20 protein-coding genes are annotated in these 22,126 nt (G+C 49.1%); 10 read left to right on the forward strand and 10 right to left on the reverse strand.

The window, feature by feature from the left end; all coding sequences use genetic code 11:
• Positions 1 to 2 precede the first annotated feature (2 nt).
• From iadA to I6L53_RS04025, 3 genes are read right to left on the reverse strand one after another with little or no spacing between them, the layout of a single operon-like run.
• Positions 3 to 1,169, reverse strand: a complete 1,167-nt coding sequence (gene iadA / locus I6L53_RS04015; RefSeq protein WP_042322240.1) for a beta-aspartyl-peptidase — start codon at positions 1,167 to 1,169, stop codon at positions 3 to 5.
• Positions 1,170 to 1,181: 12 nt separating this feature from the next.
• The gene (locus tag I6L53_RS04020; RefSeq protein ID WP_042322243.1) at positions 1,182 to 1,643 is read right to left on the reverse strand and encodes a YjiG family protein; all 462 of its coding nucleotides are present in this window, start codon (positions 1,641 to 1,643) and stop codon (positions 1,182 to 1,184) included.
• Positions 1,640 to 2,326: a nucleoside recognition domain-containing protein gene (locus tag I6L53_RS04025; protein WP_042322246.1), complete on the reverse strand. Its 687-nt coding sequence runs from the start codon at positions 2,324 to 2,326 to the stop codon at positions 1,640 to 1,642. Before I6L53_RS04025 ends, I6L53_RS04020 begins: the two co-directional genes overlap by 4 nt.
• Before the next feature lie 343 nt (positions 2,327 to 2,669).
• Here I6L53_RS04025 and evgA point away from each other — a divergent pair, with 343 nt between their 5' ends.
• From evgA to I6L53_RS04060, 7 genes are all read left to right on the forward strand, one after another.
• Positions 2,670 to 3,299, forward strand: coding sequence for an acid-sensing system DNA-binding response regulator EvgA (gene evgA, locus I6L53_RS04030; RefSeq protein WP_042322250.1), 630 nt, complete (start codon positions 2,670 to 2,672; stop codon positions 3,297 to 3,299).
• The gene (locus tag I6L53_RS04035; protein WP_232231096.1) at positions 3,296 to 6,481 is read left to right on the forward strand and encodes an ATP-binding protein; all 3,186 of its coding nucleotides are present in this window, start codon (positions 3,296 to 3,298) and stop codon (positions 6,479 to 6,481) included. Before evgA ends, I6L53_RS04035 begins: the two co-directional genes overlap by 4 nt.
• 459 nt (positions 6,482 to 6,940) lie before the next feature.
• The gene (locus I6L53_RS04040) at positions 6,941 to 7,465 is read left to right on the forward strand and encodes a helix-turn-helix transcriptional regulator (protein ID WP_042322256.1); all 525 of its coding nucleotides are present in this window, start codon (positions 6,941 to 6,943) and stop codon (positions 7,463 to 7,465) included.
• A gap of 114 nt (positions 7,466 to 7,579) precedes the next feature.
• Entirely contained in the window at positions 7,580 to 8,098 is a 519-nt protein-coding gene (locus I6L53_RS04045) for a fimbrial protein (RefSeq protein WP_042322259.1), read from the forward strand.
• A gap of 44 nt (positions 8,099 to 8,142) precedes the next feature.
• The gene (locus I6L53_RS04050; protein ID WP_042322264.1) at positions 8,143 to 8,820 is read left to right on the forward strand and encodes a fimbrial biogenesis chaperone; all 678 of its coding nucleotides are present in this window, start codon (positions 8,143 to 8,145) and stop codon (positions 8,818 to 8,820) included.
• An 11-nt stretch (positions 8,821 to 8,831) separates the two neighbouring features.
• Positions 8,832 to 11,333 (forward strand): fimbria/pilus outer membrane usher protein, encoded by a 2,502-nt coding sequence (locus I6L53_RS04055; RefSeq protein ID WP_042322268.1) that lies wholly within the window; start codon positions 8,832 to 8,834, stop codon positions 11,331 to 11,333.
• Positions 11,334 to 11,345: 12 nt separating this feature from the next.
• The gene (locus tag I6L53_RS04060) at positions 11,346 to 12,359 is read left to right on the forward strand and encodes a fimbrial protein (RefSeq protein WP_042322271.1); all 1,014 of its coding nucleotides are present in this window, start codon (positions 11,346 to 11,348) and stop codon (positions 12,357 to 12,359) included.
• A 66-nt stretch (positions 12,360 to 12,425) separates the two neighbouring features.
• On the opposite strand, the gene I6L53_RS04065 is transcribed toward I6L53_RS04060, so the two are convergent.
• Both I6L53_RS04065 and I6L53_RS04070 read right to left on the reverse strand, forming a co-directional pair.
• Positions 12,426 to 13,724, reverse strand: a complete 1,299-nt coding sequence (locus I6L53_RS04065) for an anaerobic C4-dicarboxylate transporter (RefSeq protein ID WP_042322274.1) — start codon at positions 13,722 to 13,724, stop codon at positions 12,426 to 12,428.
• Positions 13,725 to 13,835: 111 nt separating this feature from the next.
• On the reverse strand, positions 13,836 to 15,266 hold the full coding sequence (locus I6L53_RS04070; RefSeq protein ID WP_042322277.1) for an aspartate ammonia-lyase: 1,431 nt from the start codon (positions 15,264 to 15,266) through the stop codon (positions 13,836 to 13,838).
• Between the two features lie 138 nt (positions 15,267 to 15,404).
• Here I6L53_RS04070 and I6L53_RS04075 point away from each other — a divergent pair, with 138 nt between their 5' ends.
• The 3 genes from I6L53_RS04075 to I6L53_RS04085 all read left to right on the forward strand — a co-directional run bounded on the left by I6L53_RS04075 (position 15,405) and on the right by I6L53_RS04085 (position 17,843).
• Positions 15,405 to 16,346, forward strand: coding sequence for a LysR family transcriptional regulator (locus I6L53_RS04075; protein WP_052425407.1), 942 nt, complete (start codon positions 15,405 to 15,407; stop codon positions 16,344 to 16,346).
• Between the two features lie 88 nt (positions 16,347 to 16,434).
• The gene (locus tag I6L53_RS04080) at positions 16,435 to 16,737 is read left to right on the forward strand and encodes an antibiotic biosynthesis monooxygenase family protein (protein ID WP_042322280.1); all 303 of its coding nucleotides are present in this window, start codon (positions 16,435 to 16,437) and stop codon (positions 16,735 to 16,737) included.
• A gap of 470 nt (positions 16,738 to 17,207) precedes the next feature.
• Positions 17,208 to 17,843, forward strand: a complete 636-nt coding sequence (locus I6L53_RS04085; RefSeq protein WP_052425408.1) for an acyl-homoserine-lactone synthase — start codon at positions 17,208 to 17,210, stop codon at positions 17,841 to 17,843.
• Between the two features lie 13 nt (positions 17,844 to 17,856).
• Here the strand turns inward: I6L53_RS04085 and I6L53_RS04090 are convergent, their stop codons facing one another.
• From I6L53_RS04090 to fimF, 5 genes are all read right to left on the reverse strand, one after another.
• Entirely contained in the window at positions 17,857 to 18,540 is a 684-nt protein-coding gene (locus I6L53_RS04090; RefSeq protein ID WP_232231097.1) for a LuxR family transcriptional regulator, read from the reverse strand.
• Between the two features lie 178 nt (positions 18,541 to 18,718).
• Positions 18,719 to 20,140 (reverse strand): EAL domain-containing protein, encoded by a 1,422-nt coding sequence (locus I6L53_RS04095; protein ID WP_042322286.1) that lies wholly within the window; start codon positions 20,138 to 20,140, stop codon positions 18,719 to 18,721.
• Between the two features lie 16 nt (positions 20,141 to 20,156).
• Complete coding sequence (locus tag I6L53_RS04100) at positions 20,157 to 21,062, reverse strand: fimbrial protein (protein WP_042322287.1); 906 nt, start codon at positions 21,060 to 21,062, stop codon at positions 20,157 to 20,159.
• A gap of 16 nt (positions 21,063 to 21,078) precedes the next feature.
• Positions 21,079 to 21,579, reverse strand: coding sequence for a type 1 fimbrial minor subunit FimG (gene fimG / locus I6L53_RS04105; protein ID WP_042322290.1), 501 nt, complete (start codon positions 21,577 to 21,579; stop codon positions 21,079 to 21,081).
• Between the two features lie 12 nt (positions 21,580 to 21,591).
• Positions 21,592 to 22,122: a type 1 fimbrial adaptor subunit FimF gene (fimF, locus tag I6L53_RS04110; RefSeq protein WP_094465706.1), complete on the reverse strand. Its 531-nt coding sequence runs from the start codon at positions 22,120 to 22,122 to the stop codon at positions 21,592 to 21,594.
• Between the last annotated feature and the right edge of the window lie 4 nt (positions 22,123 to 22,126).

Here is a 22,126-nt window from a genome sequence, read left to right on the forward strand (position 1 = left end):
TCTTACTCGAAGGTGCCCTTCACGCAGGCTTTACCGTCAACCACCATTCGTTTGCCGTGGGCATAAACCTGCTCAATCCGCAATTCCGGTGTCATCACCAGCAGGTCGGCATCCTTCCCGGGGGCGATTTCGCCTTTAGTGGAAAGGTTAAGAAAGGTCGCCACACTGGTCGTCAGCGGACGCAGTGCATCGGTCAGGGTAAATCCGTAATCGTTTATTAGCGATTGTACGGTTTCGAGCAAACTCTCGAAGCCCGCCACGCCAATTCCGGTCAGTTTCCCGGCATCATCAAATAACGGCTGGCTACCATTACCATCAGAACTGACCGTTATCCGGGCAAGCGGTATACCGGCTTTCACTGCACGCGCCACACCCTCCGCCGGCGCAACCGGATCGGGAATACCGCTGGTGATATCGATAGTTCCGCCTTTGAGAGCAAAGGCCAGAGCTTCTTCGAACAGTGCCTCATTGCGGTTAACGTGGGTGGGAAGCAGCTTACTCATCGGCACATCGCTGTTTTCCAGAATGTCATACAGCGGTTTGAGCCCCTTTTTGCTGTCACCCATATGGAACACGCTAACCCCAGGTTTGCCGCCCAGCAGTCCACCCACGCGGGATTCCGCTGCCATGTTTGCCAGGTGATAATCACCAGGGGCGGCAGAGCGGTGGTCAGAGACGGCGCATTTTACGCCGATGACGCGATCTATCAGCGCCACATCTTTTTCTACGGAACCGGTGATTGTCGGTGAAGGGACATGGTAAGCGCCGGTTAACATCCAGGCGGTGATCCCTTCTTCATTTAGCGCCCGGGTTTTCGCCAGCAGGGATTCCGGATGGCGAGTCACAGAGTCAGTGCCGAGCAAACCAATGACGGTCGTGACCCCGGCTTCGGTCAGTTTGCTCAGTCTCACTTCTGGCGTTCGGGTCGTGGGACCCGCTTCGCCGCCGCCGCCAATCAGGTGAACATGCTGATCGATAAAGCCAGGACACAGAATCCGCCCTTTGAGATTGATAACCTTACAATCCGGTACAAGGTGTGGAGAGATATCGCGTGCTACGGCAATAATCTTGCCGTTGGCGAGAAACACGTCGCAAATCCCCTGGTCTTCAGGAGTGTAAAGGTGTGCACCCTGCAGCAACGTAAATTCTGCAAAGGATAAATCAGGCATGGTAATTCCCTTTTAAACAATGAGTTGCATAACCCAGATCGACAGCAGTGCGTTGATGGCGCACACCGCAATGATATGGGGATAATATTTGGCGTTCACTTCGGCGGTACCGAGGCAGCGACCCACGTTCTGCACAGGGTTACCCATCAGGTATATCGCCGGGAGCAGAACCGTTACGTCGTGACCATTCAATGCCCCTGCCGCGAGCAGACTGGCGGAAACGCCGACCGCGCCGCCCATGCTCATTAGCGACGCTAACAGCACGGTGGCCGCTTCACCGGGAAGTCCCCACAGCGCCATGATCGGCTGGCAAATGTGCCCAACCCAGTCAAGTAGTCCGGTAATTTTCAGCGCCTGAATAATGACGAACGCCATGACCACGTTTGGCAGCAGGTTAGTGGTGGCAATAGTGAAGCCGCGGCGGGCACCGTCGATAAACATGTCCATGACATTTTTGCGAACCTGAGTGGTCATGCTTGTGCTCCTTGCGTTGGGTTACGGCGTTCTTCAAAATTGATCCAGATACGTAGCAGATTCGCGCCGACAAATTTAAACACCAGAATGACGGCCAGCGGGACGATAACAGACGTTCCCAGAAATGCGAAGACGGCGACGCCAGAGGAAAAATAGTTAGTAATAATCGCGCTACCGCTGGTCTGGTAGGCTGCAAAAATAACTTTGTCGCGCTCAGTGATTTCGCCATCCTGCGCCAGTTCTTTCGTCATACCCGCAGCCGCATCGGTATTTTGTAAGTTCGCGATGAGCGCCAGCGAGCAGATGCCCGGAATGCCCAACAGCGGCTTTAGGATTGGCGTCATCAGTTGTTGAGCCGCGCGCAATCCGCCCAGACCGTCGGTTATTGAAATAATGCCCAGTGACAAAATGACAGATGGCGCGAGTTCCAGCGCGAAAAGAAAACCATCTTTTGCACCAGTACCGCCCGCCCCCCGGAAGGTTACGGACGTTTGTCCAGCCCCGTTTGCGATTTGGCCAAATGAACCGTTCAACACGGTAAAATCAAAAACACGCCACCAGCCTTCCGTTCCGGAAAATACGCCGGAAAAGAAAATGATGGTCAGAAAAAATGCCAGATACCCTTTAAGTCCGACTTTTTCTGCTGCAAGCGGCAGCGCCGCCTGTTCCCCTTGTTGCGCCATAGCGAACCCCGTTATTTTTTTGATGATGTGTGTTTATCGCGACAGGCCAAAAGTGGCCCGAACTCAATGACCTTATCAGTCATGGGGATATGGGGAAAATGCAAGAATGTTTCGCACTATGCGTTTCTTGCATAGTGCGGCAGGCTCAGTCATCACGATCGCGTATGAGTGAGCATCCGATATCTTATTTTTAAATATATTATGTTGGACAGGGCGGGAAACTTCCGAGAACAGTGAGCGGTTCCTCACGACAAAGGTTAATGTAGGAGATAGCCTGCCGTATTGTTTACACTATTCTCAATAACATAGCAGATCTAATGCCTCATGCTTTTCGGGGGGAATTATGAGTGAAATACGTTCTCGCACGGCAATTATAGTGGACGATCATCCTCTGGCGCGTATGGCTATTCGTGGTGTGCTGGAGAAAGATCACATTACGGTTCTCGGGGAGTATGAAGACGGTGCGATTGCGCTGAACAGTCTGGTAAAAACGACAGCGGATATTGTGGTTATTGACGTAGAGATCCCCGGTGTCGATGGTGTAGCGCTGGTGGAGAAGCTCAGAATGAATCGCTATCCCGGTGTGCTGGTTGTTGTCTCCGCGAAAAACGATCGTTACTACAGCAAGCGCTGTGCGCAGGCGGGGGCGAACGCGTTTATCAGTAAAAAGCAGAACATGGATAACATCCTGGCGGCCATTAACGCCGCGCAGAATGGGTATACCTACTTTCCATTTTTCCCCGAAGAAGCCTCCGAAATCCTGACCGATTCGCAGCGTCTGGAGTCCCTTTCTGCACAAGAGATGAAGGTCATGGGGCATGTGCTGAGCGGTTTGGACAATTCGCAAATCGGCGAGATCATGCATATTAGTGGTAAAACCGTCAGTACTTATAAAACGCGACTAATGGAAAAACTCGGCTGTAAATCATTAATCGAACTGCTCTCTTTTGCTCACCAAAATAAGCTGACATGATGATGAATAAATGGCTGTTGGTGGTGTTTATTGCTTTATCAATAGGTGGGCATGCGGTTTATGCACAGCAAAAACCGCCTGTTGAACTGGAGCTGTCAGGGGTCAATTATATCTCGCCTGTGCCGGTTTATCTGAGTGAGGATGACAAACGTTGGCTGCAACAGAAAAAAAGACTCAACGTCGCTGTTTATGGTCCCGGTCAGCCGCCGCTTGTTCTGACAATGCTGACTGGACGTTATCGGGGAATGAATGCTGATTATCTGGCATTAATCCAACATTCCCTTAATACACGCATAAGTGTGATGGCGTATCCGGGGCAAACTGACGCGGTTGAGGCGCTCAAAAAGGGTGAAGTCGATATGGTATTGACCGGGCTGGAGGGGCAGTCCTGGAGTGACGAAAGTGTTCAGCGTTCTCTGCCCCTGATTCATTCCTGGCCCAATTTAGTGACTTCCCTTGGCAATGTGATGGCGCCATTGCAGAGTGCGCAACGTACAAATGTGGCAATTGTTAACCACTATCCGGATGCTGATTTTATCCGTCAGTCCTTTCCTGATGCCGAGATCGATAACTATAGCAGTTATCAGGAGGCGTTGAATTCCGTCAATAACGGACGCAATACCTGGTTTTTCGGTGATTCACTCACGACCAGTACCTGGCTTTCCCAGGAGTTCAGCCTTGCGCTGACGACGGTAAAGTATTGGCCAGCTCCGCAGAGAAAAAGTTACTTTCTATTTTTGCCCGCACAGCAACGTTTGCGGGACATTGTAAACAATACCCTTAGTGCAATTGATGAAAATGTTCATGGTCAAATTGGCCAGTCGATGATTGATAAAAGCAATCTCTCTTTCCTGATAGAACCTCTGAATCTGACGCCACGCGAAAAGCAGTGGTTGAATAATCATAAAACACTACGTGTGATTATTAATCCCTGGTTTGCACCCTACACGATGGTTGATGGCAGCCAGCAGATCCGAGGTATTGTTGGCGACATCCTTAATTTGATTAGCCTGGAAACAGGTATTCAGTTTGAGACCGTTGTCGTCAAATCGAATAAAGAGATGATCGCTGAAATGAAGAAAGGTAACTGGCATATTGTGCAGGCCGCAACCTATGATCTCAGCCGGGAAGATTATCTCTCTTATACTCACCCCTTTATCACCACACAATTCGTTGCCGTTACCAGAAAAGAGGAAGGTAAAGAGAATGTGTTGCGACCCGGTAATCATATTGCTATCAGTGCCGATCATACTTTACTGACTACGCTGAAGGCGCAATATACCGGCATTCAGTGGGAAGAGGTGGAAAATTCCAGCGTGGCATTGAATCTGGTCGCAACAGGAAAAGTGGATGCTGCCATTTCAAATCAGTTGACCGCGCGTTATCTGAGTGAACATTACTATCCCGATCAGCTTTCCTGGATACCGCTTACCGGAGAAGAGCCCGCGGCAATTAGTTTCGCGGTGCCCCGTTCTGAACCGGAGTTACGGCAAATTCTGGATAAAGCGTTAGATGATATTCCACAAAAAGAAGTCCTGCAGATCGTCAGCAAATGGATCCGTCTGCCGGATGTCAAAATAGATACCTGGGAGTTGTATAACAGGCCTTTTTATCTGGTGGCTACGTTAGCGTCGTTACTGATACTCAGCACCTTGTTATGGGCAGTCTATTTGTCGCGGGAAGTTCGCGTCAGAAAACGTTCTCAACGCTTACTCAAAGAGGAGCGGAACAGGGCTCTCAGGGCCAATGAGGAGAAGCGGGAATTTCTTTCTCATATGAGTCATGAGATACGCACTCCGGTAAGTGCCATTATGGGATTCCTTGAACTCCTGCAACTCTCTCCGGCAAAGTTTAGTCCGGAAGATAAAGCGTCAGTGGACCAGGCGGCTCAGGCCTCACGTTCGTTATTAAAATTAATCGGTGAGATCCTCGATCTGGAGAAGATTGAATCCGGCTTGTTAGAGGTCGTCCCTCAGTGGAAATATCCTGATGATCTGATAAAAGACAACATTACGCTATTTAGCGCGCTGGCGGCGCAAAAAGGGATCGCGCTACGTTTCGATTCTCGTTTAGACGCGCGTGAGGCAATGCGGCTGGATCCGCAATTACTGGGGCAAGTTCTCACCAATATTATTGGTAACGCGGTGAAATTTACCGAACGCGGTGATGTGCGAATTTCCGCAGTGAAACATGAGCAAACGCTGGTGATTTCGGTGACCGATTCTGGCCCTGGGATGAGCGAAGAAGAACAACGACGTTTATTCACCGCCTTTAGCCAGGGAAAAGCGGGAGAACATCATCGCGGTTCGGGACTTGGATTAGCAATCAGTCGGGCGTTAATGAAGCAAATGGGAGGAACAATCGAACTGCAAAGTGAGGTTAATCGGGGGACGACAGTGACGTTGAGCCTGCCAGTCCAGACGTCGTTTGATATCACGCCCACCGTTACGGACGTTGATTCACCTCTGCCAGCATTTCAAGGAACACTCCGGATATTAATCGCTGATGACCTCTCTTTCAGCCGGTTACTCCTGAAACGTCAGCTTGCAACATTGGGCATCATGGCGGATGAAGCCGACAATGGAGAGGTCGCATTACATTATCTTCAGCAAAGAGAGTATGACTTGTTGATTACCGATCTCAATATGCCCGTTATGGATGGTATTGAGCTTACCCGGCAGGTAAGAAAAGGTAATACGAGGCTTGTCATCTGGGGGCTCACGGCAACGGCGCAGGAGCATGAGCGCGAACGTTGCCTGTCGGCGGGAATGAATGCCTGTCTTTTTAAACCCATTACGTTGTCGCAGCTTTCTCATTTGCTCTCCGGTGTCATTGAGACCCACGACACCGTATTTGATCTCGAAAGACTGGCGATGCTGGCGCAAGGCAATCGGGAATTGATGCTTCGCGCATTAAAAGATGCGCAGGTAGAAAATCGCTGTGATTTAACAGCGGCTTATAAAGCCAGTGAGTCTGGTGATTATCGTCTGGTTAAACATCATATTCATCGCATTAACGGTACTGCTCAGCTATTGGGGGTTGAGACCTTAATGAAAGCTGCGCAGTCTTTGGAGGATAAACTCCCGGATGCTATTACTGTCACAGAACTGCCTGGTGAGCTTGAGCATATCCAGGCACTGTTGGAGGAACTGGATCTGGCAATCGAGAAATTCACACCTTAATTCCCCTTCCTACACGTGTAGGCGGCGCCTGACAGAATAATAAGGCGCCGCTGATGTTGCTCCTGTGTTAACCAGGTAAAATAAGCCCTGTTCCAACAGAATAAAATTCGTTAATTAAACCTGGTATATTTCCTAAGAAAAATCCATATTTTCGTTTATTACAAGTTTCAGCTATCAAATATGCCTGAATCATTAAACCAAACCTATCCATGTCGGTAGCGTTTAATACTATTTTTATTTATCTTTGTGGCTTTTTATTTTGATAAAAATAGTTAATTGTGGATCGTTGTTCTTTTGAAGGTGAAAAGATAGTAGAAACGATCGTTTTTGTGTTTGCTTCCGAAAACCACGACTTTTGTGATGTCATGCGGAATTATTTTCTGTAAATTTTACACCGAAACATGAGGTGACTTACTGACGTTAAAAAAGCAAACGGGAAGTGTCGAAAAGGGAAGTTTTATGAAGTTGTCAGACTCCGTTTTTTCTGATGATTATTTTTTTATTGTCGGCATAAGTGCGTTGTTAACGCCGGAGTTGATTGATGAAAATTACTATATAGTTGATGTCGATGAGTCCAGTATTCAACGGATCGCAGAGTATATATCTCCAGGCAGGAAAATCATTGCATTTATCACCAATGATCTCGACTACTATGCCTTGAACCACTTGAGTAATATTGCTTTTATTGATAAGAAACGACGGATAAATGAAATTCTCTCATGTCTGTTTGTCAATGACGCGCGATATGCTTACCGAGTGAAATACACGCTTTCATTCCGGGAAAATGAAGTTCTTGCTTGTATGCAGAAAGGAATGGATGCGAATGAGATTGGTAAATTATTAGGCATGTCGATGAAGACATTTTATGCGCATCGCCGCAGTTTAATATTTAAACTTCAACTCGGTAATCGAGTGTCTCTGTATAGAAATATCGCACGAGTAAGAATGTGCAAAGATTTTACTTATGAATCTGACCTTCCATAAATTATTGCTTTAATGTCGGGAGTGAGAATAAGCAGAGGAGGTGAGTACGGAATAATTGTTTTTAACATCAACGCGTTTAATTAAATATAACCTTAACTATCTGGATTTAACGATATGAAAAAAATTGCACTGATTTCTGCGATGCTATCGCTTTCTGCTCTGCAAGCAGCTAATGCAGCCGATGGCGTCATTAATTTTACCGGAACAATTACGGGAACGGCGTGTGTGGTTGATCCTTCTGCGATTGCGCAACCCGTTGATCTGGGAACTGTTTCAACGGCGGCATTTTCTGGCGGGAATGGCGCAACAGCGGCAGCCAAGCGTTTTAATATTGTGTTGAAATCCTGTCCGGCGAGTGTAACCAGCGCCAGTATTCGGTTTGACGGTGCCACTAACACGGCGAATCCTTCGATTCTCGCTCTGACCTCGGGGCAAACGGCGACGAATGTCGGTGTTGCTCTTTATGAACAGGACAGCGCCACACTGATCCCGGTTGGCTCTTCTTCGGCTAGCGTGACGTTGTTGGAAGACGTCAACAATACGTTGACCTATTTCGCGAAATATATGGCCACAGGTACTGTCGGAGCGGGGACGGCAAATGCGTCAACCTCCTTCACGGTGACTTATCAGTAAAAGCAGGGCCACTCGTGGCCCTGAGTAATCAATCAGGAACGCACATGTTTCAGCAATTATATAAAACGGTTGCTGTGGGGATGATCTTTATCTCAACAGCGGCAATCAGTGGTATTGAAATAGGCGGTACGCGTCTTGTTTATAATGGTAACGCCAATCAGGCTGCAATCAGTGTTAAAAACCCGGACAACAAACCATATTTAATTCAGTCATGGGTGAGTAAAAGTGAAAATAGTGATGATAGTGGCAGCGAATTTACCACGACGCCACCCTTGTTTAAATTAAATCCAAATGCTCAGAATTCTGTTCGTGTCATATTGGCAGAAAACAACTTACCCTCGGACAGGGAAAGCGTTTACTGGTTGAATATAAAAGCGATCCCTTCATCCTCTCCGGATGCGAAAAATGAATTGTTGATCGCGGTGAAAAGTAAAATGAAGCTCTTTTACCGCCCTGCTGGATTAAAAGGCGATCCGTCATTGGCATACCAGCAATTAATTTTTTCACGCGAGGGCGGGAAGTTAACGGTAAATAATCCAACGCCTTATAGCGTGTCGCTTAATGAAATAAAGGTGAACGGCAAGACGATAACTAAGCCTCCAATGGTATTACCATTTCAAACAGTAACGCTGCCTCTGTCAGGGATAACGGGGGGAGACGTATCGTGGCGTGCGATTAATGATTTTGGAGGCGTCACGACTGAACAAAAAGTTAAAATGTAGGTTAAATACTTATGCTCCAGCTCAATGCGGTTTCAGGTTTTGCAACGTTAACGAAATTATCAGTTCTTATCTATCTGTTTACACATACGTCAACCGTGTTGGCTGAGGATTATTTTTCCCCAGATTTTATTGAAACGCGAGGGAATATTCCACGTGATATTGATATCTCCCGTTTCAGTAGAACTGACGGACAGGTTCCCGGTGTTTATCACGTTGATGTTTATCTGAACGGAAATTATATCGAATCTCGTGACATTAGCTTTCTGGGTAAAGAGAGTGAATTGGCTCCATTGTTAACCTACGCCGATTTCGTGAAATGGGGGGTGAAGCGTAACGCACAGCCTGACTGGATGAGTAAGGACGATTCCGCCGCCATCGATAATATTGGTGCGTTACTTCCCGGGAGCCAACTCAATTTTCAGTTTGATGGGATGCGTCTGGATATTTCGGTGCCGCAAGAATATATGCAGCGCGATCCACGCGGCTCTGTTTCACCGGAACAGTGGGATGACGGACTGAATATGTTGTTCATGAATTATAACTTCTCTGCGGCCAACAGTCGTGGCAAAGGGGATTCGCGTAATGACAGCTATCTGAATCTGCGTAGTGGGATTAACGTCGGTCCCTGGCGATTGCGCAATTACTCGACTTATAACAATAACGAAGGGGACGGGCACTGGAACACCCTCAGTACTTCACTGGAGCGTGATATTAAAGTACTGAAAAGTCAGTTCAGTGTTGGTGACGGATATACCCAGGCCGGCGTGTTTGACAGTGTCCATTTCCGCGGCGCGCAACTGTATTCGGATGACACCATGCTGCCGGAAAGCGTACGGGGATTTGCGCCAGTGGTTCGTGGTATAGCGCAAAGTAATGCACAAGTCACCATTCGTCAGGGCGGGAATATTATCTGGCAGTCTTATGTTCCGCCAGGCCCGTTTGTGATTGACGATCTCTATCCTACTGCCGCCAGCGGCGATCTTACCGTGGTTGTGCGTGAAGCAGACGGTTCGGTGCATCAGTTCATTCAGCCATTTTCGGCGGTGCCGATCATGCAGCGTGAAGGCCAGTTTAAATATGCGCTGGCTGCGGGGAAATATCGTGCATCAAGCAGCACAGATAAGGAACCCGAATTTCTCCAGGCCACAATGAGTTATGGGTTGCCGTGGGACACTACGGTTTACGGCGGAACGCTGGCATCAGGAGATTACCAGGCCGGAGCAATAGGTATCGGCAAAGGATTGGGTGATTTCGGTTCGTTCTCTTTTGACACCACTTTTGCTCATACGCAGATGCCAGGCAAAACGGAAGACGGCATCTCGCTTCGTGCGCAGTACGCCAAAGATTTTTCATCCACGGGCACCTCGCTGAGTCTGATGGGATATCGGTATTCCTCTTCCGGTTTTCATGATTTTCAGGAAGCGAATGGCGATGTGAATAAATACCGGATCGCGAGCGATAGCGTTCTGGAAGGCAATGACTGGCGTTATCAGCGTAACAAACGCAGTAAGGCACAGGTGACGTTGAACCAGCAGCTCGGTGATTTCGGGAATATCAATTTTTCTGCCTGGCACCAGGATTACTGGGGGGGGGATAGCGAACGTAACATCAGCCTCGGTTACAACACCAGTATTAACAATATTAATTATGGCCTGAACTACAGCTATTCCCGCGGTCCCTGGCACAACGACAATGATCATATCGTCTCTTTTACGATGCAGATTCCGTTCTCACGTTTCTTGCCAAATAGCTGGATGACGATTTCGGCAAACGCGAATAAAAAAGGCGATGCCACTTCACAGATAGGGCTGTCAGGTTCCGCGCTGGAAGACAGAAATCTGAGCTGGAACGTACAGCAGGGATACAACAGTAAGGGGTCAGATGTGACGGGCAGCGCGTCGGCGAATTATAAGGGCCGTCAGGGTGAATATCAGCTTGGTTATAACTACTCTCGCGATAACCGTCAGGTGTCAGTTGGCGCGATGGGCGGACTGGTCGTTCATCCGTATGGCGTCTCCGCGACTCAACCGCTTGGCGAGACGATGGCGTTGGTGAAGGCCGAGAATGCGGCGGATGTGAAAGTGGCGAATAACAGTGGCATTTACACAGACAGTAAAGGTTTTGCCGTCGTGCCGTACGTTGCGCCATATCGGCAGAACAGTCTGACGTTAAATACCGACACGTTGAATAACAATACTGATGTGTTGAGCGACACGCAGACCGTCGTACCAACAAAAGGAGCGCTGGCGCTGGCCGATTTCCCGACCGTTACCGGCTACCGAATCATGCTGCAATTGACGGGCAAAACGATTCCGTTTGGCGCGACAGCAAAAATTAACAACCGTGACAATACGCCAGAAGGGATTGTTGACGATCGTCAGCGAGTCTGGTTTAGCGGTGCACCGGAAAAAGGCTCCGTGGTGGTGAACTGGGCTGGAGAAAGTTGTCTGGCAAATTATCAGATTGCGCAGGCTTCTGACAAAACGCATAACGTCACCGCGGAGTGCAGGTAAGTGGAGAATAAGATGAATCGAATTATTGTGAGTTTACTTTTGGTGGCTCTGGGACTGTTTTCACGTACCGTGCTGGCGTGGGATTGTTCGACAGTCACGCCTTCAACAACATTATCGCCACAGAATATCACTATCTCCAGGGATCTGCCGATGGGGGCCGTTATTGGTACACAGATAATGACCCCGACAGTGAATGCGTTCAGTTGTTATGACTCACAGGAAGGGGTCATTTCCAATCAAACGTTTGGCGTAAAGGCGACAGGCACCTTCGATTCGATGGTTAATGGCGTTCGGGTTTATAAAACCAACGTTAACGGTATTGGCTATGCTATTTCCGCTACAACGGCAAAGTGTGCCGGAGGGAATGCCACCGTCACCGGGTCGAATACTATGCGAGGGGATATTAACACCGCTCAGCTGTGTCAAAATACCACGGGAATGATAAGCCCTGGATTAAATGGCTCAGTCACGGTGACGTTTTATAAAACGGCGACGGAGACGGGGTCTGGCACGATATCGGCAAGAACGGTGGGGGCGTTGGTATTGCTGAATAACTCGCTGCTCTGGCAATCCCCAGAGGCCGCAGTCAGTATCAATGCGTTTACGGTGACCACGCCGGCCTGCAAACTCACCGCGGCATCCATCCCTGTCGATATGAAAGAGGTCGATAAAAACGCCTTTAATGGCAAAGGCACAACGCCGGGGGAGACATATACCCAGTCCTTCAGTCTGCCGATGACCTGCAATGCCGGAACGGCGGTCAGCGTCAGGATGGAAGGCGATATTTATGACGCAACGAAAGGCGTTATCAATACGACCAGTGGTAGTAACGCCGCCACAGGGGTCGGGATCCAACTGCTTTACGACAATCAACCGATGAGGTTGGGCTCAGAGGTTGCGGTTGGCACATCGGGTACGGGGGGCGGATTCACGGTGCCGCTTAAGGCTCGTTACTACCAGACGGGCGAACGCATCACCACAGGGGCGGCGAATGGCGTACTGTCTTTTACAATGACATACCAATAACTGCGAATGACGACCACACGGGTGAACATCAGAACAGGTTAACGTTAACCTGTTCTGTTTTCGCCATTACAAAATCAGCTGTGCCAGTAAGAAGCCAAACGGTACCGAGAAGATAATCGACAAACATCCCGGCAGGAAGAAAGGATGGTTAATGATCCTGGAGCCATTCCAGCGTGGACTGAGAAACGATCCCGTATCATCAGTGGCTATCGCAAACGCCGTTGTCGGATAAATATTCGTGATATAAAGCGCGCTGACCGCGACAAAACTGGCTAATATGGCATCTGCGCTAATTCCGATCGACGCGGCGATAGGCATCAGTAACGCACTGGTTGCCCCCTGGCTGAACAGCATCGCGCTGGTACAGAAAAATACCGCGGCCAGTAATACCGGCCAGGCGCGTAAAATGTCACTGGCTTCCATCTTGATTTCATCAATATGGGCACCGATAAGCGTACTGCTCAACCAGACAATCCCTAAAACGACCACCAGCGATTCCGCGCCTGATTTAAATATCGGTGAGTTCTTCAGATCCTTCATGTCCAGTTTACAGGTAAAAATAATGATCGTGGACACAACAAACATCGTAATAATAATTAAGTCGCGGGAGTTGATGGTATGTCCAATCAGTGATTTAAACAGCAGCATACACACCACAAAGACAACGCCTGCCAGGAATATGGCAACCGAAGATTTCCCGCCAGCGGGAATAGGGCGGTGGGTCGATTTATTCAGTACAATTTTATTTTCCTGCATGATTTTTTGACACACGGGATCGTCGGCCAGTTTTGCACCCTGTCTGCTGGCAATAAAAGCCGCGATCAGCATAGCGAATAACGCGGTGGGCAGGATAACCAGCATCGCATCACCGAAACTGACGCCCATCACCTCAACAGTGCCGTACATAATCGCTGTGGCGGCAGAGATAGGGGAAGCGGTAATCCCTAATTGTGAAGCCACAACCGCGGAACTTAATGGCTGGCTGGGTCTGATCCCATTATCTTTCGCGACTTCCTGAATCACGTTCATCACTGACATCGCGGTATAACCGGTACCGGAAAGTACCGTCAAAATAAAGGTTACAGTGGGGGCGAGAATATTAAGGTAGCCAGGATGATGACGTAATAATTTTTCTGTCAGGGTGACGAGATAATCCATCCCACCGGCCTGCTGCATGGCCGACAGCGCCACAATAGTTGACAGAATAATAAGCATCACGTCGACAGGAGGAGAACCCGCCGGAACGCCAAAGATAAATACCGAAATCGCTAATCCGATCCCGCCGGCAAACCCGACGCCAATTCCGCCCCAGCGGGCGGCAAGCATGATGGTTCCCAGCAATAAAACGACATGTAATATCACCATATAATTAACCTGCTCTTTGTTATATTTTATTTATCGGCAACGCGGGGGTGAGGTAATGAATAGTGAATATTCATTACCTGCAGTTAACGCTTATTTTTCGATAACAGATGATTACAACATATTCATTTCTGTTTGATAGCGTTTAATCGCTGCCGTACTCTTTTGCGGGTCGGTCATATTCATCGGATCAAGCAGATAATCTGCCTGTTCCGGTGTTAGCAGTTTTTCTGCCAGCACGACCTGCTTTACGCTGCACTGTTGTTGATACGCGGCTTTTGCAATTCGCGATCCGACCTGATAACCAAACAGCGTTGCCACGATAGTGGCCAGCGCCGTACTTCCTTCTGCGTATCGGGCGCTCACTTCCTCATTGATCGCGATATCTTTCAGGCATTTATCGATGAATAGCGGTATCCCCCGACTCAACAACGAACAGGATTCGAAAAGCGCCTTCAGCAGCACAGGTTCCCACACGTTCAGGTCAAGTTCGCCACCTTCAACGGCCATGGTCACCGTGACGTCATTGCCAATGACCTGATACGCAATTTGATTCATCAGTTCGGGCATGACCGGGTTAATTTTGCCGGGCATGATGGATGAGCCCGGTTGCACGGCCGGAACGATAATTTCATTAAAGCCTGCACGCGGTCCTGAACCTTGAATACGAAAATCGGTCGCCATTTTGGAGAGAAACGCGGCGATTTTTTTCAGCTGTGCGGAGAATTCAATATAAAAATCACCGTGTTGCAAACCATCGAAGAAATCCGTTTCCGGGCGATATTTTTCGCCCGTGAGGGTTTCCAGCCAGTGATAAACTGCCGGAAGGTATCCCTCATGTGTGGATAACCCGGTGCCGATAGCCGTCGCCCCCAGCGGTAAACACAACGCCTCTTCGTTAACCTCGGTCAGCTTTTCCTTGAGTCTGCTCACCTGTGTGCGATACGCGCCAAACTGCTGACCAAATGTCATCGGCACCGCATCCTGTAAGCAGGTGCGGCCTAACTTCACCTTGTCGGCAAACAGACGGCTTTTATCTGCTAATACGGTTTCCAGTTTTTCCAGTTGTACGAGCAACTGTTTGATATTCATGCGGCTGGTCATTTTCATTGCCGCAGGAATGACGTCGTTAGTAGACTGCCCCATATTGACGTGCGTATTCGGGTGAACCGCGTCATACCCACGTGCGCCGGTGAGAAGTTCATTCGCGCGGTTAGCGATCACTTCATTCATGTTCATGTTGGTTGAAGTGCCGCCGCCGCCCTGAAAAATATCAATCGGGAAATGGGCGTCAAAACGTCCGTTCATCACCTCCTGCGACGCCGTCACGATGACGGCTGCTTTTTGCTGATCCAACGCGCCAATTTGCGCGTTTGCCTGAGCCGCCGCGTGTTTGATCGCGGCAATAGACCACAGGAAATGCGGAATGTCCGCGGCGGTTTGTCCCGATACTGAAAAATTCAGTACCGCTCGTTGCGTTTGAATACCGTAGTAGGCGTCATCTGGCACCATTAAAGTTCCTAATAGATCCTTTTCTTCACGCATCGTTGTCTCTCTTCCTGTATTAAGGTGTATCGCTACCTTAATTTGCTGGCGGTACTGATAATTTGAAGTGGCTCAAAGAAAAAAAACCATTGAAAAGATAAATACTCATTATTAAAAAATGTAATAGTAGAGAGGGTGATGAAAGACATTAACTTCGATTTTAAGCAGTTACAGGCGTTTTTAGCGGTGATTGAGACCGGTTCATTTACCGCTGCGGCAAAGAAACTCAGCCTGACTCAATCTTCGATTTCTCAGCAGATCGCGAATCTGGAAAATGGCTTAAAGACAGAGGTGATTAACCGTTCCCAGCGGCCAATTCAGATGACGATAGCCGGGCAGGCGCTGTATCCGCTGGGGAAAAAGATTATCGATAGCGGTATCTATTTACAGGAACATATTAACGCGATCAGTCACGGGCATATTTCACATTTGAAAATCGGCTTTGTTGATTCGATCGGTAAATCCATCGGCCTGGATATCCTTAAGTTCCTGCAACCGCAGGTGAAACATATTTTCCAGGTTACCGGGACAGCGTCGGGACTGCTTTCTGCACTGAATACGGGCAGCATTAACCTGGCTATCACGATGTTGCATACTGAGATGCCGCCTAATGTCAGAATGTACCCGCTAATTGAGGAGGAGTTTCTGTGCGTTTGTCCCAAAGCCTGGCCGGAGACACGGCTGGAAGAGTTGTGTAAAAACAGGGACTACATCGCCTACACTCGCAATACGCCGACCGGCATCCAGACGCTCAACTGGCTGAAATGGAATAATTTGTCTCCGTCCATACAGTTTGAAATGGACAATGCTGATGACATTCTGAAATTAATTGCCTGCGGTTGCGGATGGACGCTGACCACGCCGCTGTTTATTACCACTATTCCTGCGTTTACTGATGCGCTGAAGATTATCCGTATCAACAACCGCAAAGAGCGACGCAAAATCGTCCTGCTGTGTAAGGACGACGAACTGTCTGAATTTTATAAAAACCTGGCGGTTGAAGTCCGGTCGATACTGGAAGCGAAACTGGAGCAGGGGTTTTACCGTAAGCTTGATTCGGATGAGGACGTGTCGTCATGATCCCCGGACATTCATCATTCGGTCTCCAGCGAAGTACTGTCGGGTATTACCCTCTATAGTGGCGGAAATGCTAACCCTGGAGGTTGTTATGATAGCGGTAATTTTTGAAGCGGAAGCGGTGCCGGCTCAGCAGGAACGATATTTACAACTTGCCGCTGAACTCAGGGCGGAACTCGTTAATATTGCGGGTTTTATCTCGATTGAGCGTTTCAAAAGCCTGAGTACGGAAGGAAAGATTTTATCGCTCTCATGGTGGGAGAGCGACGAGGCGGTTGCGGTGTGGAAGAACAATATGAAACACCGGGCAGCGCAGATGGAAGGACGGGAGTCGATATTTTCTTTTTACCGAATCCGTGTCGCGCACGTTCTGCGTGATTATTCATCCGAATGAGAAGCGAAGGGGATCATTCCCCGACGGCTCTTCTGGCTGTCGGAGGAAGGGTTATATACCTGTTCTTCCCTGATACACGATTACAACCTGAATGCCTGCACGCTGTTGAGATAGAGATTCATCAATATCTAAGACAGAATTGAATTTTTGAACTAATGCAACCCTAAATATTACCCCTTGAAAATACAAGGGGCAATATAATAAGGGTGAATATTTGATATTTGTCGTATTTTAATGGTTTTTTATTGATTAAGTGCTTATTGCATTCTGTACCCGAGGAACTAAATGTTAGATAATCTCGGGTGGATTTATCCCTGGTGTTACGTTGGTCTTTGACCGCCTGACTAGTATGTGCCGCGAGCGCTATTAGTCAGGTATTTTTTAAGTATAAGGAAGACCCGGACTAAAAAAAAGCTGTCCTAAAAGACAGGGGATAATAATTTCGGAATGTTATTATCAGGAATGAATAAATGAACTCTATTGTTGAGTTTTTTTTGCTTGATCGCGATGAGTTGCCGTCAGGTTTTGCCACTGAACTCTACCGACTGCGAAACCGGACATTTCGTGAGCGACTCGACTGGAAAGTGGAATGCATTGATGGCCTGGAAAAGGATCAATTTGATAACGAAAATACGACGTACCTTTTAGGTATGCATGAGGGAGAACTCCTGTGCGGCGCCCGTTTTATCGATGCCATGCAACCGACGATGATCAGCGAAATATTCCATGAGTACTTTGATAATATCGCCCTCCCCACGGATATTCCCTGTTGCGAAGTGAGCCGTCTGTTTTTGGATAAAGCCCGACGTGATTCCGGAAATCTTCGCGGGATGCCCGCCAGTAAAGCACTGTTCCTTGCGATGATCGTCTATTGCATGAAAAAGCAGTATCGGGGGATGTACGCCGTTGCCAGTCGCGGCATGTATGCCATATTTCGGCATGCAAACTGGAAAATCGACGTAATTCAGAAAGGTCTTTCTGAGAAAGGTGAAACTATCTACTATATTTTTATGCCGGCAAGTGAAAGCGCGATCGAAAGCATCATCAGCAAAGACAAAGCCAGTCACTGGCTCCGTGAGATACTTCAACAACTTCGCCGTATGTAATCCCGCACGGAGTTCAGTTGTCCAGTAATCTGAGCTCCATTCCAAGTTTAACCGCATGTCTGGCGTTGTTTACGCCCAGTTTTTTCATCGCATTACTCATATGAAATTTCACGGTTCGTTCAGCAATGGATAAAATAACCGAGACTTCCGCATACGTTTTACCTGCACTGACCCATTTCAAAATCTGTCGTTCACGCGGCGATAAAAAAACGTTCTTTTTCTGATGGACTTTACTGTAGAGATCGAGTGTCTTCTGATGTAACTGAATGAGAAAATGCATAAAATTTGCGCGGCAGCTTTCCATCTCAATACCTGAATCCTTTTGGCTGATGATGGATAACACAACAAGATTATTCAGATAGTCGTGCAAGGGAAACGTCTGCCCCTGAAAAATATTGTGTTCAGAACTTTCGCTGAAAATGCGTGTAAGATTATAACCGGTCGCCAGTAATACCTTGTTCTCCCAGAAAAAATCTTCAACGCTACTTAATGCCCTGATAATAACAGGGTCAATAAACTGATATTTTCTTTCAAGGTAGATGTCAAACCACTCAGGATTATTATTGATAATCTGCATTTGCGAGGGATCTTTCTTGTTCATAATCGCATAGGCGTAGACCGTATTCTTGTAGTCTTTAATGAACTCATTCAGTTCATTCTGGATTAACGCATTGATCCCTGCATCGTTGTAATACATATCCTTCACGCCAGTTGCTGCCTCTGAGATGAGTGTTGGAATAAGTATAGCCTGCCTCGTTGCCTGACAAAATGGACTTATCCCACAACAGTCGATATTTCTGTCTATTTGACGAGTAGGTTTACCGCCTGAAATGGTCAGATTCGAAGGCTATCGTGCAGGCGAAAAGCAGGTATGATCAGAAAGAGATGTTGTTGTCCATAAACTTTTCAACCATCTCCCCGCCTACCGGCGGGGAGATGAGATATCCCTGAAAGCGATCGATACCTAATGCTTTCAATAGGGCAAATTTCTCTGCACTGTCCACCCCTTCGGCAACACAGCGACTACCGGTCAACGTACAGTAATAGTTCAGGCTTTTTATCAGCGCCAGAGCGTGCGGATCGCGTTGCATATCATTGATAATACACCTGTCCAGTTTGTATTCGCTAAACTGGATCTGCCTGACAGGAAACATCACGCTGCCTTGTGAAAAACAGTCATCCAGCATAATACGAAAGCCGAGCCGTTTTAATTCGTCGACGTTCGCCGCGATTTTTTCCCTTTTACTGAACTCAATGGTTTCAGCAAATTCCAGTACCAGCCTGTCTGTTCGCTGCGGCGGATAAAGTTGCTGTTTTGCGGTTTTCAACATTCGTGGAAGGCATTCATGACCGGCAATGGCGGCAGGGATGTTCAGTGAGAAATAAAAGTCCCCGGGATGCTGGTTGATTCTCTGTATGGCTTCCTGCAAAACAAACGCGGTCAGTACCTGCCAGGCGTATTCGGCGCGTATCTGTGGCAAAAATGCACCGGGTTGCAGGATCGTCCCATCGCGGCGCCAGCGTGAGAGAATTTCCATCCCTTGTAAACGATGGTTGCTATCAACAATCGGTTGAAATACCGGGAAGATATGCCGGCAATGGATGGCATGGACGAACTCGCGTTCGAAAGATGAGAGCGCATCGCTGCCGCTTCTGTTCTGCCGGGTCTCTGGATTACCGGGAAAGTGTGCTGCCAGTCTGGGGTGATGTTCTGCCATCTTTTTGAGTCCTGATGTCCTCTGGTTGTAAAGCGTTTTTTGGCTGATACCACGCTGTTGTGCGCGTTCCATGATGTTGTGTCCGTGCAACAAATCCAGAATGGCGTTTAGTTCAGGTTTGCTGAGACCAACAGCAGGTTTGCCATAGACCAGCCGCTCTTTTTCTTCCCGTTGTGTCAGAAAAGGAGGGGACTGAAATCCGTGACCACGCAACTGCGCCGCAATGCAGCGAGTGGGTAAGTCAGAGGCGGCGAACCGGATTTCGGTAAGGACACTGCGATGCGTAACAAGATGTCCCAGTGTGTGCCACAACCAACGATCGGGACAGCGGCTAAGGATGAGCATTGGCAGGGGCGCGGCGGCATGGTCAAGCAGATCCGCCGCTTGCTGCAGAGTAGTGAGCAACACAAGGGGATCGTCAGGAAGAAACACTACGATTCGACGTGCTGGCGGCAGAGTGGGCAGCGTCGAAACGTCCAGCGACTGTGCGTTCAACTGCGTCAACTGCTGGCGGTCTGGCGCCATTATCCCGGCGAGTCCTTCGGCAGCATAGAGGCAGGGCGATAGAATGTAGTCCATCGCAGGCCTTCCCGCCTCACTGATAAACAAACGTCACCCCGATGATTGACTGCACATTGCCCGCCGTCACCTGTCCGCTGGTTCGTGCGTAATTGGCCGTTAAGCCAAGGCTCACGGCAGAGGTGCTGACCGTCCCTAATGACACGGTGCTGTTGGTGGGGACGATGCTGCCGTTGCGCGTGAGCTGGACGCCAACACCCAGCGCCGGTGAGGACGACGCGGTATTGGTGAAGATCGAACTGGCGGGATCCGCCGTCGTCCCGGAGAGGTAATACGCCAGTCGTTGGCTTTGCGCGCAGTAAACGGTCAATGGGATGGGCATAGACCCGGGGTAGTCAGGCAGGGTCACCGTCACGTCGCGGGCGGAGACGTCGCAGCCGCCGGTAGGAATGACCACATTATTGTTGGCGTAGATATTCCAGACGAACTGGAAGTCGTCATTGTTTTTGCTGTTGGTCTGGCGGAGGATCAGTTTGGCAATCAGCGTACCGGAGGTAATCGCCACGCCGCCGGCAGAGCTGATTGGCGTCAGATACAGTACCGTCGGCCAGGGTTTATCGGTTTTCGAGTCATAGATCATCCGTGCGGTTTCGCTGGTGGTGGGGAACGGGTAGCTGGAACCGTTGTATTTTACGGTGCCGGAAAAACTCGATAACACCCCGCCGTAAGCGGATCCCTGCTGGAGAGTGACATAGTCAGTCATGCTTTCGGGATAATCGTTATGACAAAAAATCTGCGTCGAGAGATCGACGACCAGGTTTTGCCCGACGTTTACCGCGGGCGCAAGGTCGACATAGACGTTAGCGCTGCCGCCGCCGATGGGAATTGTTGCCCCGCCCGCGGTTTTGCAGGCGAAGGACCAGGCATTGACCGACCAACCCAACAGTAGCAACGTCGTCAACAGGGTGATGATTTTTTTCATTAACATACTCTCCTGGTCAGGCATAGGTATAGGTCACGTTAATCACGGCCTGGATCGTTCCCTGCGTTGCGCCGCCGTTGACGGATATCGCTCTGACCTGCAAAGGAAAACGGGCATTTTGTGTGGCGTCATCCACCTGAACAGACTTTGTCGCGCCGGTGTTCAGTCGGTTACCGCTGTCATCCTGGAGTTCAAGCTGGATATTTCCCGCGCTTCCCTGGTTTTTGTAATAGCCGGTGCTGTCGGCCGTGCCGCTGAAGCTGGCTGTCACGCGGGACGTGCCAACCGGGCAGTTGCTCAGATCGAGCGCCACGGTATGCCAGGCGGAGGTGGAACCGGCTGAGATCAGACTGAAGGTGTAGAGATCGCCAAGCTCGACGGTGGCATTGGTGGTCGAGACCGTGCACGGTTTCGCAACCACTTTTCCGTTCACGGTAATGGTCACGTCGGCTGCCTGCAGCGCTGAGGGGGCTGCCAGTGTTACGGCCAGTAGCCACCCGGGGTGAAACCATCTCATCAGAGCCTCCGCTTACTGAAATTCAAGAGTGAATGTCGCTGTTGCATTAACGTGCCCTGGCGTGACGGGCATCTGCGTCGCCATCAGGCGGGCATAAAAGTTCAGCGTGTTGGTCTGACCGGGCGTCAGGGTGGTCCAGGGCAGGGTGGATGATCCGGCATTGATGGGAAGCTCAGTCTGCTGTCCGTTGAGGATCTGGATCCCCATTCCTGCCGCCGCCGAGCTTCCGCTGTCGAGTTGCAATAAATGGGTGTTGTCGTTATCACGAATACCAGTAAAACCGACCTTCACCGCAGTGACTGAACTGCCGCAGGGGGAGAGCACAATACGAAATGGCACTGGAGGCGTAGTCGCTCCGATGCTGCTGAACTGCTTTGCGGCGTTATCCAGTAAATCGACAGTAAAATCTTTGGATTCGCCCGCAACAGCACAGGCGTTATCCCTGACATAACCGCTGATCGTAATTGTGCTGTCGGCGGCGAGCGCGTGAGTAGCAAGCAGCGAGAAAAAGGCACCCAGCAGAGAAAGACGTTTTTTCATCATCATG

The organism is Citrobacter farmeri (assembly GCF_019048065.1).
Lineage (GTDB): Bacteria > Pseudomonadota > Gammaproteobacteria > Enterobacterales > Enterobacteriaceae > Citrobacter_A > Citrobacter_A farmeri.